The organism is Aeromonas sp. 2MA4, from assembly GCF_029237305.1.
Taxonomy (GTDB): Bacteria; Pseudomonadota; Gammaproteobacteria; order Enterobacterales; family Aeromonadaceae; genus Aeromonas; species Aeromonas salmonicida.
On sequence record NZ_JAACFY010000017.1, the window covers coordinates 83,171 to 98,214 of the forward strand.

General features: G+C 55.3%; 16 protein-coding genes and 1 other RNA gene. 2 read left to right on the forward strand and 15 right to left on the reverse strand.

What is annotated here, in order from left to right; all coding sequences use genetic code 11:
• Window positions 1-40: 40 nt before the first annotated feature.
• From GWQ31_RS16695 to GWQ31_RS16710, 4 genes are all read right to left on the reverse strand, one after another.
• Complete coding sequence (locus GWQ31_RS16695; protein WP_275909852.1) at window positions 41-1,057, reverse strand: diguanylate cyclase; 1,017 nt, start codon at window positions 1,055-1,057, stop codon at window positions 41-43.
• A 551-nt stretch (window positions 1,058-1,608) separates the two neighbouring features.
• Entirely contained in the window at window positions 1,609-1,920 is a 312-nt protein-coding gene (locus GWQ31_RS16700) for a BON domain-containing protein (RefSeq protein WP_011898735.1), read from the reverse strand.
• Between the two features lie 918 nt (window positions 1,921-2,838).
• Complete coding sequence (locus GWQ31_RS16705) at window positions 2,839-3,285, reverse strand: hypothetical protein (RefSeq protein WP_265421450.1); 447 nt, start codon at window positions 3,283-3,285, stop codon at window positions 2,839-2,841.
• Window positions 3,285-3,620 carry a hypothetical protein gene (locus GWQ31_RS16710; protein ID WP_265421451.1) on the reverse strand — a complete coding sequence of 112 codons (336 nt, stop codon included), beginning with the start codon at window positions 3,618-3,620 and terminating at the stop codon, window positions 3,285-3,287. Before GWQ31_RS16710 ends, GWQ31_RS16705 begins: the two co-directional genes overlap by 1 nt.
• 413 nt (window positions 3,621-4,033) lie before the next feature.
• Between GWQ31_RS16710 and GWQ31_RS16715 the strand changes: the two genes are divergently transcribed.
• On the forward strand, window positions 4,034-4,804 hold the full coding sequence (locus GWQ31_RS16715; RefSeq protein WP_275909853.1) for a Crp/Fnr family transcriptional regulator: 771 nt from the start codon (window positions 4,034-4,036) through the stop codon (window positions 4,802-4,804).
• A gap of 355 nt (window positions 4,805-5,159) precedes the next feature.
• Here GWQ31_RS16715 and GWQ31_RS16720 read toward each other — a convergent pair whose 3' ends face one another.
• On the reverse strand, window positions 5,160-5,678 hold the full coding sequence (locus tag GWQ31_RS16720) for a cytolytic delta-endotoxin (insecticidal protein) (RefSeq protein ID WP_021139303.1): 519 nt from the start codon (window positions 5,676-5,678) through the stop codon (window positions 5,160-5,162).
• 1 nt (window position 5,679) lies between these two features.
• Window positions 5,680-5,919 (reverse strand): hypothetical protein, encoded by a 240-nt coding sequence (locus tag GWQ31_RS16725; protein WP_265421453.1) that lies wholly within the window; start codon window positions 5,917-5,919, stop codon window positions 5,680-5,682.
• Between the two features lie 342 nt (window positions 5,920-6,261).
• Here GWQ31_RS16725 and GWQ31_RS16730 point away from each other — a divergent pair, with 342 nt between their 5' ends.
• A complete protein-coding gene (locus GWQ31_RS16730) occupies window positions 6,262-6,885 on the forward strand; it encodes an SEC-C metal-binding domain-containing protein (protein WP_275909854.1) in 624 nt (207 codons plus the stop codon).
• Window positions 6,886-7,062: 177 nt separating this feature from the next.
• On the opposite strand, the gene GWQ31_RS16735 is transcribed toward GWQ31_RS16730, so the two are convergent.
• The 9 genes from GWQ31_RS16735 to GWQ31_RS16775 all read right to left on the reverse strand — a co-directional run bounded on the left by GWQ31_RS16735 (window position 7,063) and on the right by GWQ31_RS16775 (window position 14,862).
• Window positions 7,063-7,710, reverse strand: coding sequence for a site-specific integrase (locus tag GWQ31_RS16735; protein WP_275909855.1), 648 nt, complete (start codon window positions 7,708-7,710; stop codon window positions 7,063-7,065).
• Between the two features lie 93 nt (window positions 7,711-7,803).
• On the reverse strand, window positions 7,804-8,109 hold the full coding sequence (locus GWQ31_RS16740) for a hypothetical protein (RefSeq protein WP_275909856.1): 306 nt from the start codon (window positions 8,107-8,109) through the stop codon (window positions 7,804-7,806).
• A 97-nt stretch (window positions 8,110-8,206) separates the two neighbouring features.
• Window positions 8,207-8,303: signal recognition particle sRNA small type (ffs, locus tag GWQ31_RS16745), an RNA gene on the reverse strand.
• Window positions 8,304-8,404: 101 nt separating this feature from the next.
• On the reverse strand, window positions 8,405-9,193 hold the full coding sequence (locus GWQ31_RS16750) for a sulfite exporter TauE/SafE family protein (protein ID WP_265453000.1): 789 nt from the start codon (window positions 9,191-9,193) through the stop codon (window positions 8,405-8,407).
• A gap of 100 nt (window positions 9,194-9,293) precedes the next feature.
• Entirely contained in the window at window positions 9,294-10,730 is a 1,437-nt protein-coding gene (gene arcD, locus GWQ31_RS16755) for an arginine-ornithine antiporter (RefSeq protein ID WP_021140247.1), read from the reverse strand.
• Window positions 10,731-11,118: 388 nt separating this feature from the next.
• Window positions 11,119-11,880: an SDR family oxidoreductase gene (locus GWQ31_RS16760; protein ID WP_265421456.1), complete on the reverse strand. Its 762-nt coding sequence runs from the start codon at window positions 11,878-11,880 to the stop codon at window positions 11,119-11,121.
• A gap of 69 nt (window positions 11,881-11,949) precedes the next feature.
• Complete coding sequence (gene mmsB, locus GWQ31_RS16765) at window positions 11,950-12,882, reverse strand: 3-hydroxyisobutyrate dehydrogenase (protein ID WP_159166494.1); 933 nt, start codon at window positions 12,880-12,882, stop codon at window positions 11,950-11,952.
• Between the two features lie 77 nt (window positions 12,883-12,959).
• Window positions 12,960-14,072 carry an enoyl-CoA hydratase/isomerase family protein gene (locus GWQ31_RS16770; protein ID WP_275909857.1) on the reverse strand — a complete coding sequence of 371 codons (1,113 nt, stop codon included), beginning with the start codon at window positions 14,070-14,072 and terminating at the stop codon, window positions 12,960-12,962.
• A complete protein-coding gene (locus GWQ31_RS16775; RefSeq protein WP_096119405.1) occupies window positions 14,065-14,862 on the reverse strand; it encodes an enoyl-CoA hydratase in 798 nt (265 codons plus the stop codon). The genes GWQ31_RS16770 and GWQ31_RS16775 overlap by 8 nt, the downstream gene beginning before the upstream one ends.
• Between the last annotated feature and the right edge of the window lie 182 nt (window positions 14,863-15,044).

Genomic DNA, 15,044 nt, shown 5'->3' on the forward strand with positions numbered 1-15,044 from the left:
GCCCCCAGATAATGGCGTGGAGTGAGAACGTATCGCCTTGTTACTCGCTCAGTGCGATGCAATTGCGGCCAGCCAATTTGGCGTGATAGAGGGCGGCATCCGCCTGTTGCACCAGTTCAATGGCTGATTGGGTGGTGGAGGGCTGCAAACTGGTCACCCCGAAACTGACGGTCACTATCCCCAGCGGCGAGTCAGCCCGTGGCAAGGCCAGTGTCAGGATGAGACGGTGAAGATGCTGCGCCGTGTCAAACGCCGCCTGCATGTTCATGTTGGGCAACAAGATGACGAACTCCTCACCGCCGTAGCGGGCCACCAGCTCCCCTGCCCTGCGCCCGGACTGTGACAACGCCTGGGCCAGCGCCCGCAGACAGCTGTCCCCGGCCAGATGACCATAGTGATCGTTGAATTGCTTGAAGTGATCGATGTCGAGCATGATCAAGGCCAGTGGCATGCCGCTGCGCAACCCGCGGTTCCACTCCTGCTGCAGGATGTGATCGAACAGGCGTCGATTGCCAATGTTGGTCAGGGCATCTGTGTTACTCAGGATTTCCAACTGCCGATTGGCTTCGGCCAACTCATGAGTGCGGATCTCAATGATGCGTTCCAGTTCGAGGTTGCGCTCGCACAAGCGCGCCACGGGATAGACTTCGGTATCCTGCGCCAACCCGTAAGGAAGCGAGATCCCGCTATGGGCGATTTTCCACTCGCCCTCTTCGTGGCAGAAGATCAACACCAATCTGGCCGTCTCCCGCGACAAGATATGGTCAGGTATGGGCAGGTGAATGTGGAAAAAACCGGTCGCGACGACCACATCCTCTGTCAAATCTTGCAATGACAGATCCAGCATTTCGATATGGATCCGCTCGGGGATTTGTGCGAAATCTTTGCGAGTGATGCGTATCCACTCTTCCCGATCGGTGACAAGCTGGTCACTACTGCCTGCATAGCCACTGAAATTGTCACTAAACCAGGTAACAAGACGAACATCACGTGCCGAATACATTTCTATGTATTCATCAAACAATGAACGAATAAGACGCTGACGTTCCACCCGCATAAACTTGCTCCGATCACGGCACTGGGCCACCGCCTTAAATATGACAGGTGAAACGGAACCCGACTAGCCAAGCGACCGTGGCCAGATCTCATAATGAGCAAATCATCAAATATCAAACTTGACATCAAATCCAAATGCGTCTCTAAAAGAGACGTCGCGATTCAATTAGCGCCAAACTCATTCACTGGAGGCGGGCCACCAGACTCGAGGCTCCCAGCGCGCCCACCCGTACTACGCAGTCAAAGCCTTCGCGCACCAGATCGACCCACCCTACGTCGTTGAAGCAATCGACCACCACCTGACACCCTTCATCACCACCGGATGGCAGGAAAAATCCCGGGAAAATGCAGCATCAATAGATATAAAAATGCTCCCGGAACAGGAGCATAAATTCAACGTTCGGCCTCGCTATCAAACTGACCAAGACATATTTACATGGTGATCAGCGTGCCCTTTTCGACCTGGGGAAGATCACATAACAAGATCCGCCCCGGGGCATATTCAGGGCCAAGTCATTGGATTAGGCAACTTGGATAGTGACTGTCACTGCCTTATTTCAAGCGCAGATCATTTTTGACAGAGGTGACACCGTTGACACCTTTGGCGACAACAACGGCTTTATTGATATTGGCGCTGTCTTTAACAAAACCACTCAACTGTACGACACCTTTAAAGGTCTCTACATTGATCTCGGCTGATTTCAGGTCCGGATCATTGAAGATAGCCGTGACAACCTTGGTGGTAATCACTGAGTCATCCAAGTATTCACCCGTGCCTGCTTTATTTTTAGTTGATGCACAACCTACTGCAGTGACCAGAACGGCGATAGCCAACAGAATTGAAAAGCGATTTGTAGTTTTCATTTAATGTTTACTCCAAATAGTGTTAAACACTTCAAATTAAAAACTGAAATGTATGCTTCATTAGAACATGGTGTCTGTGAGTGCCAGAACTCTGTATAGCGTTACTGTGAATAACGATAACCACACACTCACGCTTGTTGAGCCAAGCAGCCAGCACCTTATTGATTGGCATGCTACATTATAATTTACGGCTATATCATCTTGTCGTCTGTGCGCTAACGAACATGACGCCCAGTTAACTGACCACCACATTCATAATGTGACATCTGAAATTGGTTAACGTTAGTATATTCACCAGCGCACACGTCAGATTATGTCATAGCACTCGACGACCTTGGATAATACGAAGTAAAACAACAACTACCGAGATAACAAGCAGCACATGAATGAAACCACCAAGGGTAGTGGCTGTTACCAGACCAACAGCCCAAAGCAGAAGCATCACTATAGCAAGGGTATATAGCATATACTCTCCTAAATAATGGGTTGTGATTGCTCATGAATTATAATAACCATGCTTAAGCAAGCATATATTCATGAGCATGAATATAACATGTGGCCATTCTGCCATGTGTTATTGACGGTGTGACATGTCTTTGTTTTTCTGTTCTGGCTGACCAAGCAGCCGTGACACCAGCAAAAACATATCTATGCCCGACACCAAACTTGACGTCACTCTGCCGGTGGTGACTGGCGCGCCTCGCCTTTGCGGTCCCTCATAACCAAGCACAAAACCCGCGCAGGCAGCAGAACAAAGCACAAGAGGATGAGTGAGCCTCGTTTGCAGTGCCTGCTTCATGAGATGGGACAGCCCGACTATCGTCAACTGACGGGACTGCAGTCGCTGCCGCAAGATAGCAATCTTCTCCCGGCGGGAGCCCTGAACAAGGGGGCGTGTATGACACGCTACAGGCTGCTTCATAAAGGTGCTCCAGGCATGGTTGAGGACTCGTCTGATGGCACGGGTGCATTGCTGGTCGCCACCGCATCGATACATATATTCTGCTGATAACGACGATACAGTATCATGACCCCGCCAATGGCGAGTCCATTGCCCACACTGATGATGAATAAGGCGCTACTCGTAGCCATTCCCTGCTCGAGTAACCAACATAGTGAGGCCGCAGCCAACATCAACCACAAGCTGACTAATAAAAAAGCCCCGACCAGACCACAGACAAGCATGCCAATCAGGCTACTGACTGCTTGTTGTACTTCCAGCCTGAATAACTGCAATCGCTCTTGCAGTTGTTCACCAAGCAGTCCAAAAACAGAGGTCGCCAGGCTGGTAATTGACACCGACTCCGTCGGTGTCAATTCTGCGTCAGGAATGGGCGCACTCTCTGTGATTCGCTCCGTGTTCATTAACGCTTCTTCAGTAACCAACCCACTAAAAATCCGGTGGAGATGGCAATACCGAGCACCATGAGCGGCTTGTCATTAATTTGAGTACGGCACTGGTCGAACAGTTTCATTTTCATTTCTCGCAGACTATCGCTTTTCTGTTCAATGGATTCGGCAACATTCATAGCAACGTCAGCTAATTTATCTACCGTTTGATGGGAGCGCTCGCTCAAATTATCCAGCGCAGGATGAACTGTCTTGGATGCACTGTCGACAGCGTCATGCAACCTCTTGCTGGTATCGTCAACCGAATCAGAAACACTTTCGCCTGACATGACTTGCTTTTGTTCACTCATCATTACTCTCCCGTTCAATATGACAAAGGGCGGATGAAATAATCACGATCCGACCTGACAGCATGATACTTGGTGAAAGGACGCCAGCCATGAATTGAAATATTACCTGGCGGTGTTACATAAGACACGGGTCAACGCAGGAGTGAATGGATAAACACTATTCAGGGAGGTTCTTTTCAGCCCGCCACCTCCCTGTCACTACGCTATGAAATTGACTGTATATATATTCCTTGTCACTCAAAATAATAATCCTGCCAGTCAGGCTAGTCTGTACGATAGAGCACATAAAATGCCCTTGTTTAATCCTCATCACGTATATATATCCCTCTATGTGCGATAGCGCACATACCGAAGGTAAACAATCTGTGACTATGATAGGCTGGTGAAAGTTTTGTTTAACATTTGGAATATGTATGACTGATAATTATCATCCCCAGCAGAATCACCTGCTGGCTGCGCTATCAGCTGACACATATAGCAGATTGCATCCCCATCTTGAGTTGATGAACTTTCCTTTAGGCATGGTGCTCTATGAATCAGGTGATACGCTTCACCATGTTTATTTTCCTCTCGACTGCATCGTTTCACTCTTGTACGTGATGAAAAGCGGTGCATCTGCCGAAATTGCCGTCGTCGGTAATGAAGGATTGATCGGTGTCGCGCTGTTTATGGGCGGAGAAAGCACCACTAATCGTGCCATTGTGCAAAGCGCAGGTTACGCCTACCGCATGAAAGGACAGCTGTTGAAGACCGAGTTCAATGTCCACGGCGATTTGTTGCATCTGATGCTGCGTTACACTCAGTCCTTGTTGACTCAGATGGCACAAACGGCGGTTTGCAATCGGCATCACTCCATTGATCAGCAACTGTGCCGCTGGCTGTTGCTATCGCTGGACAGATTGCCCAGCAACCAGTTGACGATGACTCAGGAATTGATTGCCAATATGCTGGGTGTTCGCCGTGAAGGCGTCACCGAGGCGGCAGGGAAACTGCAAAAACTGGGCGTCATCGAATATCGTCGGGGCCAAATCACTGTGCTGGATCGTCCCAAACTCGAGCGATTAAGCTGTGAATGCTACTCGGTGGTGAAGAAAGAAACCGAACGTCTGCTCCCCTATATGCACTCGTCAACCAAGTCAGTGCCAATACCCAAGTCCCTTGAGTGCGTCACTCATAACGGCTGACGACTGGGCCAGACGTGCATAAGGTTGCCTGGCGCCTGAGAGGGCTTTTTTAGTCCTTCATAACGGCCGCTGTAGGCATGGGCGCAGATACCTTGCGCCTTGGCAAGTGAGCCAGAAACACATGAGATAACCCAGGCTAGCGCGACACAACCCAAGGAAAGCGCTGGCTTTACGCTCCAACATCCCCTTCATGTCGAGCATGACTCGGCTGTTGTTATGTAATGAAGGTTCCCTCGACACAACCTGCGTCACGCTGTATTGGCTGTGTTTGACATGGAAGAAGAACATCACCACATGACACCAGATAAAAAAACGCCCTTCACAGAAGGGCGTTTTGGTTGAGGCATGTCGGTAATTAGATGCGGACCGGCTCTTTTTTCTTCTGCAGAGCGAAGAACTCTTGCGCTTCCTGATGCGGATCCTTCCCACCAGCTTTCGCTGCCAGCTTCAGGTTGCTGTGCGCCTTGATCATCTCAACAACAGAGAGCGATTGCAGATGTACACGGTAGGACTCTTTGTCCTTCAGCGTGATGAAAAGGACTTTTTCCTTTTCGATATCGACGGTGATCTCCATCCCCATCGGCAGGCCATAGAGGAACAGGCCGGTTTCTTTGGACTGGACCCCGAACAGGATGTTGTATTGATAGGTAGTCTTGTGGGCTGTCGTGTGCTCCCAGAAAATCCAGGCATCATTCTTTTGTTCATCCAGGCCGGTGAACGCACTCGCGATGGACTCGGTCAGTTTTTGCTTCGGCGCTGCACCAAGCACGACTCCCAACACCTTGCTCAATATCTCCAGCACCTTGTCTACCATCAACTGGACGGCTGAGTTGGATTGTTCGACCACTTGATCGGTGAAGTTGATCACCGCCATTTCAGGATGCTTTTTTGATGAGGTTTATGGCTGTTTGCACATCAAAGCGAAGCGACTTCTTGTCATCAGTGGGCACCAGCGCCTGCTGGAAAACCTGCGCCATCGCAAACGCCTGGGGGGCAATGTTGGGATCCGTGATGGAGAAGATCTCGTTGAAGTTAATCTGGTCCGCACTCGCACTCAGCGAAACATAGGTGTTTCGAGTCACAACGTTTTTCACTTTATCAACTGTGGTATTCATTGATTCGTCCTTGTGTTGTCTTGTGATTGCTGACTGTGGTGTTCAACGGCCAGTAAGGTGATACACACAAAAGACCAGAGCCAACAAGGCCCCACTAAGACGAACAGCAGGACATGCTGAAGATGAAGGAGAACAGAAGAGCAGTAGGCGGCTAGGAGAGTGGCAGAAAATAGGGGGGACGGAGGATAGCGGGGTGAAGGTAACGCCTTAAAAGTCCTCACGAATTTTTCCAGAACTTACCAATGGAATTCGCAAGATGTCGATTGCGAGCTTCTTGTTGTTGCCCCATCTTCAAACGGGTAACATTAAGCACATTACTTGAGCAATCATACAGGATGCAGAATGCCCAATTTCCCTGCGATTTGCGACAACTGTGGAACCGCGTTTCCATCTGGATTTGCTTTTGAAGGTAGTATCCATAATTTTTCTTTATCAGGTAATAAATCTGGTCCTTGTCCAGCTTGCGGTGGGATGGGCAGTGTCCCCGATGGGGTGTTCAATGTCTTGGGAAATGTCATCGAGATAATTGATGCGCCAAGAAAGACTGTTGAACAATTGAGTCGTTACGTAAACATACTCAATAGAGCCCAAAAGGAAAAACTAACAAGAGAGGAAGTTCAGGAACAAATTGAAAATGAAGCTCCTGAGTTAGCCTGCATCAGCGACATTCTTCCAAAAACAAGAATGGAACTTTACACCTTTCTTGGCCTACTTCTCGCTTTCCTGACAACAGTAATGACCGCAATGTCCTTGATGAAAGACGATAAAACGGTCGTCATTGAACAGCAAATCATCCTAGAACAGACAATCAACAACTTTGGCACATCACGTGCGACCCCATCTACTTCTAGGCCAGATCGTAATTACTCGGACAACCGACCCCGTGCGCAGAAAGTGGGAAGAAATGAGCCTTGTCCTTGTGGTAGTGAACTTAAGTACAAAAAATGCTGTTTAAACATGATTTAGCATTAACATGCCGTCCAATCGGCTCAACCATTGCGACACAAGTTCATCATCTCATAGGGGCAAACACCGGCCCCTTCTTCTCGCACTCGCTACTCAGCAAGCTTCTACGCTCGTTCATATAGAGCCTCTTCGATAGCTGCCTGCAACTTCTCGACTGCTATGCCACCACCGTACCTGTCATAGCTGATGGCACCATTGGTATGCCCCAAGATCGCCGCCGCGTACTGTAGCGGTACACCATGATGTTGCCACGGTATGCCGCAGGCTATGGAAGTCTTTGTCTACAGGGCGATGACGACTAAACCACTGCCCCCAAAGATGGCTGTATCCGTCCTGGCGATGAGGTAACTCGGTGAAGAGTCGCCCCCCTGCCCTTCCCTGCACGAACTCGATAAAACTTGCTTGGAGCAGGTGTCGATGGAGCGGCACAAGGCGAGCACTGTTGGCTGTCTTGAGCTTCTGGTCTGATCGCCCGCCGCGAATATTCAGGCACCATATGCCGTCGACCTGCTGCACATCGTCAGCATAGAGCTGGCAGATCTCGTTGGCACGGGCCCCTGTGAACAGACCCAGCAGGGCTATCCACCTGCGGTGGGGCTCCTGCTGCTCAGCCCACCCGATAAACTGGCGACGTTCTTCTGCAGTGTATCCACCTCGTGAGTTCACCTCCTTGACCCGCTGTAGCTTCAATCCGGCGAAGTGGTTGACGACCCCCTCATGATGATTGGCCAGCCAGTTAAACAGCAGGGAGAGCTTCTGCAGATACTTGTTGATAGTGGTCGGGCTCTTGCCAGAGTTCAGCAGCCTATCTTTGAACTTGACCACATCAGCCTTGCCGTAGCCTGCCGCTGGCTTGTCGCCGAGTGCCTCGATGAAGGAACCGAGATAGTTTTTCTGGTTCTTTCGCTCTTTGGGAGCCTAGGAGAGGGCCTTCTCTTTCTGATAACGGTCACTCAAGACCGACAGGAGCGGTGCAAGCGGTTTGGCCGCCGGAGTCGTCGGCTGGGCTACTGATTGCTCTTGTGGATCGACAGTGACGTCTGCATGCAACTGAATGGGCTTCGCTCTGGAACGCACAAAGGCAAGCAGCTGGGCGACCTTGTGGCGTGCACAAAGCTTGTCTCGGGTATGCAGGGATTTTTTGATCTCTTTACGACGATCACAGGGGAGTATGGCGACTTTGCGGTAATACCAGATGCCGTGGAAGTTGAGCCAGAGATTCACTTTGAGGACTCCTGATTCATCCACACAAAGTGGATTACCAAGAGGTCTGAAGGGGGCTATAAGATGTAACTAATTGAATTGCAGAAACAGGTGGTGGCCCCACCAGCCACATCCCGGCACTCGAGTCCCCCGCCTTGGCTGCTACCTTCCGGTCCTGACCAGGTTGACGAGTTATCAATGCGAGAGGACCAATGGGACCACCGGCGAGGAGAATAGCAAAGTCCCATTTCATTGCAATGGCTTTCTACCTGCGGACGTACCGTTTGCCTTATTTTTCAACAATCTGCCGAATGAGTCAGCTAAACAGCATGAATTTCGCCCCGACCAGCAACATCAGCAAGGCGAAGGCCTGCTTGAGCCGCTTGGGAGAAAGTCGATGTGCCAGCCTGGCGCCCACCCGGGCAAACTGGGTGCTGGTGAGCACTATGCCGAGCAGGGCGGGCAGATAGATGAAACCGACACTCCACTCGGGCAAGTCCGCATGGCCCCAGCCGGCGTAGAGGTAGCTGAGGCTGCCCGCCAGCGCTATGGGCATGCTGCAGGCCGCAGAGGCTGCAATCGCGTTGCGCATCGGCACGCTGTTCCAGCAGAGATAAGGCACTGTCAGCGAGCCACCGCCAATGCCGAACAGTGCCGACATCCAGCCGATGAGGGTGCCCGCTATGCCGGTTCCCACTGGGCCGGGCAGATGGCGCTCCGCCTTTGGCCTGAGGTTGAGCCCCATCTGCAATGCCATGGCCCAGGCGAAACAGCCGATGATGACATTGAGGGTGCCGGCACTGAGCTGGTTGGCGGTCATGCCACCGAGCCAGGCACCAATCAACATGCCGACCCCGAGACGCCGTATCATCACCCAGTCGACCGCACCTGCCTCTTGGTGAGCCCGCAGCGAGCTGAAACCGGTGAAGATCATGGTGGGCAACGAGGTGCCAAGTGCCAGATGGGTGATGATGTCGGGCTCAAATCCCATGGCCCTGAAGCTCACCACCAGCACGGGCACTATGATAAGACCGCCGCCAATGCCGAACAGCCCAGCCAGCATGCCAGCAAACGCGCCCAGCAACAGATAACCCATAAACAGCATAAACATTCCTTCCCGAGGCAACGCCATGGCGCCATGGCACCAAGGCCAACACGCGCATAAAAAAAGAGATGGCCCTTGGGCCATCTCTTCATTGTGCCGGTTAACTCAAGGGAATGGTACCGTCCATCACCTTGTAGAAGGCCAGCACGGCGCACCCGAGCAGGGCCGCCGTCATCCCCTGCTCCAGTCGGTTGAGGCCGCGCAACCCGTGGTGTTGACGCGCCTTCCAGTAAATGAAAATACCCGGGCTGTAGAGCAGTGCCACCAGCAGCAGGTACTCCACACCGGCGGCATAGACCAGCCAGCAGCCATAAGTAGTGGCCACCAAGGCAAGCAGCAGGTCACGCTTGCGCTGATGGGGTTGACCCTCGTAGGTCTCTCCCTTCATTGCCAGCTTGAGGCCATAGGCACCGGAGAAGACGTAGGGCACCAGCGCCGCCGAGGTGGCGATGTTGACCAGCGCCAGATAGGTGCTGCTCTGGAAGTAGATGATGATCAGGAAGATCTGCACCAGACAGGTGGAACACCAGAGCGACACCTGCGGCGAGCCGTTCTTGTTCTCCTTGGCAAACCAGCTGGGGAAGACACCTGTCTTGCCGGCTATGTAAGGTACTTCCGCCGCCAGCACTGTCCAACTAAGCAAGGCCCCCATCACGGAGATCACCAGACCTATGTTGATGAGCCAGGCGCCCCAGGGACCCAGCACTTTTTCAAGGATCATGGCGGTGGAAGGATTCTTGAGCTGGGCCAGTTCCGGCTGACTCATGACCCCCAGAGAGAACAGGGTCACCATGACATAGAGCGTCAGGGCGCCGAGCAGCGCCAGCACGGTGGCACGGCCCACGTCCTTGCGGTGACGGGCACGGGCAGAGACCACCACAGCCCCTTCGATGCCGATGAAGACCCAGAGCGTCACCTTCATGGTGGACTTGACCTGATCCATCACGGATCCCAGCTCCACGTTGTCGTGGCCCCAGATATCCAGGGTGAAGGTCTGCATGTTGAAGGCGAGCAGTATGGCGACGCAGAACACGATAAGCGGCACCATCTTGGCGATGGTGGTGATGATGTTCACCAGAGCGGCGACCTGGATCCCGCGCAGCACCAGCGCATGCACCGACCAGATCAGGATGGAGGCCAGTATGATGGCCACCGGCGTGTTGCCGTCACCGAAGATGACGTTGTCCGGCGTGTCAAAGAAGTAGCTCAGGGCGCTGAACACGACGATGGCATAGGAGACGTTGGCCAGCAGCTGACAGAGCCAGTAACCCCAGGCGGCGTTGAAACCGATGAAATCGCCGAAACCAGCTTTGGCGTAACTGAAGATACCGCCATCGAGATCCGGGCGGCGCATGGAAAGATTCTGGTAAACCAGCGCGAGGCAAATCATGCCCAGACCCGTGATGGCCCAACCCAGGGCAACGGCCCCGGCACTGGCATGAGCGGCAATATTTTGTGGCAGACTGAAGACCCCGGCGCCGACCATGGAGCCGATCACCAGCGAGATGAGGGCGCCAAGCCCTAGTTTCTTGTCCATCTCAATCCTGTTTGATTAGGCGGCGGCAGAGCGTCCGTATTCATACTGCGCGCAATATGGGAGGGGCGAAAAATCCGTACCCCGTGAAAAAGGCGGCAACTATATTGCATGACTATTCCGACCGCAATCCCTCATACCGTCAATCATGCCCCGTCTTGACCGCGCGCAATTTTACAGTACTGACCCCGAGTGCCTGTGAGCTGGTTCAAATTAAGAAAGACCCGTTGATATTTCACATTTTTCCATGACCTGGCCCCCGTTTTTCCGGATCAGACCTGCATGGGCATGCAGATGACCGTCAGCGCCGCCGGGCCGGCCCGCGAGTCAAGCGCACAATAAAAATGCCCCTGTACCAGCGGCCAGGGGCATCTAGTGGTGGACGACAAAACTAGAGTCTCAGGCCACCGTCGAGCTCTATCATACGGCCCGACAGATAGTCATTGGCGAGAATAAAATGCACGGTGTCGGCCAGCTGGTGCGCCTCCCCCAGGGTGCCAACCGGGATGGCCTGCTGCATGCGGGCCATTGCCTCCGGTTTCATCGCCGCCGTCATGTCGGTGGCAAACACGCCAGGGGCTATGCCCATCACCCGAATGCCGTGGCGGGCCAGCTCCCGCCCCCAGGTCACCACCAGAGAGGCCACTCCCGCCTTGCTGGCGGCATAGTTGCTCTGGCCCATGTTGCCGGCACGGGCAATGGAGGAGATGTTGACGATAACGCCCCCCTGCCCCCCCTGTGCCATCAGGGCTGCCCCTTCGCGACCACAGAGGAAGGTGCCGGTCAGGTTGACGTCGATGACGGCCTGCCACTGGGCCAGACTCATCTTCTCCACCAGCGCACCCTCTTTCACCTTGATCAGCATGCCGTCCCGCAGGATGCCGGCGCAGTTGATGAGGCCATGCAAGGCGCCGAGCTGCTCTTTGATGGCACTAAAGGTCGCCTCAACCTCGGCTTCGCTCGCCACGTTGCAGACGAACAGGGTGCATTGACCATCGCGACTGCGCACCTCGGCTTCGGTCACCTCCAAATCCGCACGATTCACATCGATCAACGCCAGTACGGCGCCCTGGCTGGCCAGACTGAGGGCAATGGCCCGGCCGAGCCCCCGCCCCGCGCCCGTGACGGCGATGATCTTCTGCTTGATATCCATGGGTACTCCTTGCCAGTTTGTCTGGCCATACATGATTGGGTGAATGAGTTGAGTGCAGAGCACCCGAGATCAACCGGCTTTGGACTGATCCCGCATTTTATCCAGATAGAGCTCGACGATGCTGGAAAAATCCTTGCTCTCCTGGCCCTGACTCGCGTGCAGGTTGAACAGGTTGCGGGCAAGCGCCCCCATGGGGACGGCGCTGTGGGCATGCTCGGCCAGTGCCATGGCCAGTCCCAAATCTTTGACCATCAAGCGGGTCATAAAGCCCCCCTGATAATTGCGGGCGGCGGGCACGTTTTCCATCACACCAGGCCAGGGGTTGTAGCGCTCCAGGCTCCAGTTGTTGCCCGAGCTCTTGCCCATGATGGTGGAGAGCACACTCGGATCCAGCCCCTCCTTCACCCCGAGCGCCAGCGCCTCGGCCGTGCCCGCCATGTGGATGGCGAGCAGCATGTTGTTGCACATCTTGGCGATCTGACCCGCCCCCAGCGCCCCGGCATGGAACAGGTTCTGCCCCATGTGGGCCAGAATGGGGCTGGCCGCCTCGAAATCCGCCAGTTCACCGCCGACGATGAAGGTGAGGGTCCCTGCGCTCGCCCCCGCCACGCCACCCGAAACGGGGGCATCGACAAAGCGAATGCCCCGCACTTTCGCCGCTTCCCCTACCTGGCGGGCCGACGCCACATCTATGGTGGAGCAGTCGATCACCAGGGCTCCCGTTGGCAAGGCCGCCAGCAGATCCTGTCCGCCCCTCTCTCCAGCACTCTCGCCGAGCCAGAGCGCGCGTACATGCTCACCGGCGGGCAGCATGCTGATGACCACCTCGCAATCGGCCACCGCCTCGCGGGCATCCCCGGCGGCGATACAGCCAGCCGCGATCGCCTTGGCGACACTCTCCGGCATCAAGTCAAATACCCGGACACCGTGCCCCGCCCTGGCCAGATTGGCGGCCATGGGGCCCCCCATGTTGCCCAGCCCGATAAATCCAATCCTTGTCATCTCGTTTGCTCCTTGCCGTGCTGGCTCTCCAGCAACCTGTGTCCGTTCATCCGCCTTGATGCCTTCCCGTCGAAGGCTCAAGGCACCAGAGGGTTTTTCCCTTCGGGCCAGTGATAGAAGGCATCCAGCCACTCAGTGCCAGCTTGCGGCGCCTGCCAATGGGGGGACTTGTCCTTGTCGATGAGCAGTGCCCGCACCCCTTCCACAAAATCCCCTTTCAACACGCAATTGACCGACAGCGCCAGCTCATCGGCAAACACCTCGGCCAGCGACTGGCGACGCGCCTGCCAATACTGGCGCCACAGAATGGCGCGGCTGATGGGGCTGCCACTGCGGCATGTTTCGCGGGCCTGCGCCAGGCACCCTTCACCCTGATCGGGATCGAAGCTGGCATCAAACACGCTGTCCAGCACCCCTTGCAGGGTGCGACCGACCAGCAGGGCGTCAATTTTGGCCCTGTGGGGCAAAAGCACAGGCGCTGGCAGCTTTTTGTCTGCCTCTGCCTGCAAGCCCCTCAACAGCTGATCGATCTGCTCGCGGGGCGCCTGGCTGCCACACCAGTCCAACCCGGCCAGGCGAGGCAACAAGGCTGCACGCTCACTGCTGGCGATGGCGTGATCCGCCAGCCCAAGGCCGATGGCATCCACGCCGTTGAAACGGGCGCCGGTCAGACCGAGCCAGAGCCCGAGTCGCCCCGGCATCCGGCTCAAAAACCAGCTGGCCCCCACATCCGGATAGAGGCCGATCGTCACCTCCGGCATGGCGAACAGGCTCTTCTCGGTCACCACCCGAAAGTCGGCGCCGGCGAACAGGCCTATGCCCCCCCCCATGCAGATGCCATCCGCCACACAGATGAGGGGCTTGCCGTAGCGGTGGATATGGTGGTCGAGCTGATACTCCTGCTCAAAAAAATCCCGCGCATAGCCAAACAGCGCCTGCTCGCTCTCCTCCTGTTTGCGGTAATAGAAGGAGCGGATGTCACCACCGGCGCAAAATGCCTTCTCGCCGGCCCCTTGCAACAGCACGCAGACCACGCCGGGATCCTGCTCCCAGCGCGTTAGCTCGCGCTGCAGAGCCTGGATCATCGGCAGGCTCAGGGCATTGAGAGACGCAGGGCTGTCCAGGGTCAAGACGCCGATATGGTGGCCGTCCGCCGTGGGATGGGTCTCTATGCGAACCGATTCACTCATTCGTCACTCCATTGGATTTTTCATACTGCCAGCGGGGCGGGCGCTTCTCCAGGAAGGCCGCCACCCCTTCACGCTGGTTGGCGTCTGCAAACAGCTCGAGAAACAGGCTGCGCTCCAGCGGCAAGGCGGCATCACGATGGCCGCTGCGCCCCTGATTGATAAGGGTCTTGCAGGCGCGCAGGGCGCTCGGGCTCTGACGCTCCACCAGCTGGGCCATCTGGTGCGCCGCGTCCCAGGCGTGACCTTCTTTGACCACCTCCTCCACCAGCCCCATCTCGTAGGCCAGGGTGGCACTGACTTTCTCGCCGCACAAGATCATGCGCTTGGCCCAGCCAGGCCCCACCAGCTCTGTGAGCCGCTGGGTGCCACCGGCGCAGGGCAGCAAGCCCACGGACGCTTCCGGCAACCCAAGTTTGGCTTGCAGCTCGGCGATGCGGATGTCGCAGGCCAGCGCCACTTCCAGCCCGCCGCCCATGGCGTAACCATTGATGGCGGCTATGCTGACGCCATGAAAACGCGCCAGCGCCTCGAAGGCATGACCAAAGGCCTCGGCTACCTCGCGAGCATGGTCCAGATCGCCATCGGCAAACATCTTGAGATCGGCGCCGGCGCAGAAGAACTTGTCCCCCGCCCCGCGGATCACCAGGGCCACCACATCGGGGCGACTGTCGAGCTCCACCATCATCTGCAAGAAGGCCTGCAAGCTGGCCAGGGTCCAGGTGTTGGCGGGCGGATGGTCGAGGGTGATATAGGCCACGTGACCATGATATTCGAGCCTGATCCTTGTCATTGCATTGTCCTTGTGAATGAGACTGCCCCATGATGACAGGGTTGAATGGAGCCAACCTTCGGCTGGCTCACAAAGCCTGATGACGTCTCGGAGGCAGATAATATGTTACGTCAGCGACAGGCCGGGCTTCGCCAGCAAGCGGCAGACGATGCACAATCCCATCCCCCGCCCTGGCGTCGTCC

What these genes read in the sequence shown, in the direction of transcription:
- GWQ31_RS16695 (WP_275909852.1), bottom strand. Translation starts at nt 1,057, where the DNA reads ATGCGGGTGGAACGTCAGCGTCTTATTCGTTCATTGTTTGATGAATAC.
- GWQ31_RS16700 (WP_011898735.1), bottom strand. Translation starts at nt 1,920, where the DNA reads ATGAAAACTACAAATCGCTTTTCAATTCTGTTGGCTATCGCCGTTCTG.
- GWQ31_RS16705 (WP_265421450.1), bottom strand. Translation starts at nt 3,285, where the DNA reads ATGAACACGGAGCGAATCACAGAGAGTGCGCCCATTCCTGACGCAGAA.
- GWQ31_RS16710 (WP_265421451.1), bottom strand. Translation starts at nt 3,620, where the DNA reads ATGAGTGAACAAAAGCAAGTCATGTCAGGCGAAAGTGTTTCTGATTCG.
- GWQ31_RS16715 (WP_275909853.1), top strand. Translation starts at nt 4,034, where the DNA reads ATGACTGATAATTATCATCCCCAGCAGAATCACCTGCTGGCTGCGCTA.
- GWQ31_RS16720 (WP_021139303.1), bottom strand. Translation starts at nt 5,678, where the DNA reads ATGGCGGTGATCAACTTCACCGATCAAGTGGTCGAACAATCCAACTCA.
- GWQ31_RS16725 (WP_265421453.1), bottom strand. Translation starts at nt 5,919, where the DNA reads ATGAATACCACAGTTGATAAAGTGAAAAACGTTGTGACTCGAAACACC.
- GWQ31_RS16730 (WP_275909854.1), top strand. Translation starts at nt 6,262, where the DNA reads ATGCCCAATTTCCCTGCGATTTGCGACAACTGTGGAACCGCGTTTCCA.
- GWQ31_RS16750 (WP_265453000.1), bottom strand. Translation starts at nt 9,193, where the DNA reads ATGCTGTTTATGGGTTATCTGTTGCTGGGCGCGTTTGCTGGCATGCTG.
- arcD (WP_021140247.1), bottom strand. Translation starts at nt 10,730, where the DNA reads ATGGACAAGAAACTAGGGCTTGGCGCCCTCATCTCGCTGGTGATCGGC.
- GWQ31_RS16760 (WP_265421456.1), bottom strand. Translation starts at nt 11,880, where the DNA reads ATGGATATCAAGCAGAAGATCATCGCCGTCACGGGCGCGGGGCGGGGG.
- mmsB (WP_159166494.1), bottom strand. Translation starts at nt 12,882, where the DNA reads ATGACAAGGATTGGATTTATCGGGCTGGGCAACATGGGGGGCCCCATG.
- GWQ31_RS16770 (WP_275909857.1), bottom strand. Translation starts at nt 14,072, where the DNA reads ATGAGTGAATCGGTTCGCATAGAGACCCATCCCACGGCGGACGGCCAC.
- GWQ31_RS16775 (WP_096119405.1), bottom strand. Translation starts at nt 14,862, where the DNA reads ATGACAAGGATCAGGCTCGAATATCATGGTCACGTGGCCTATATCACC.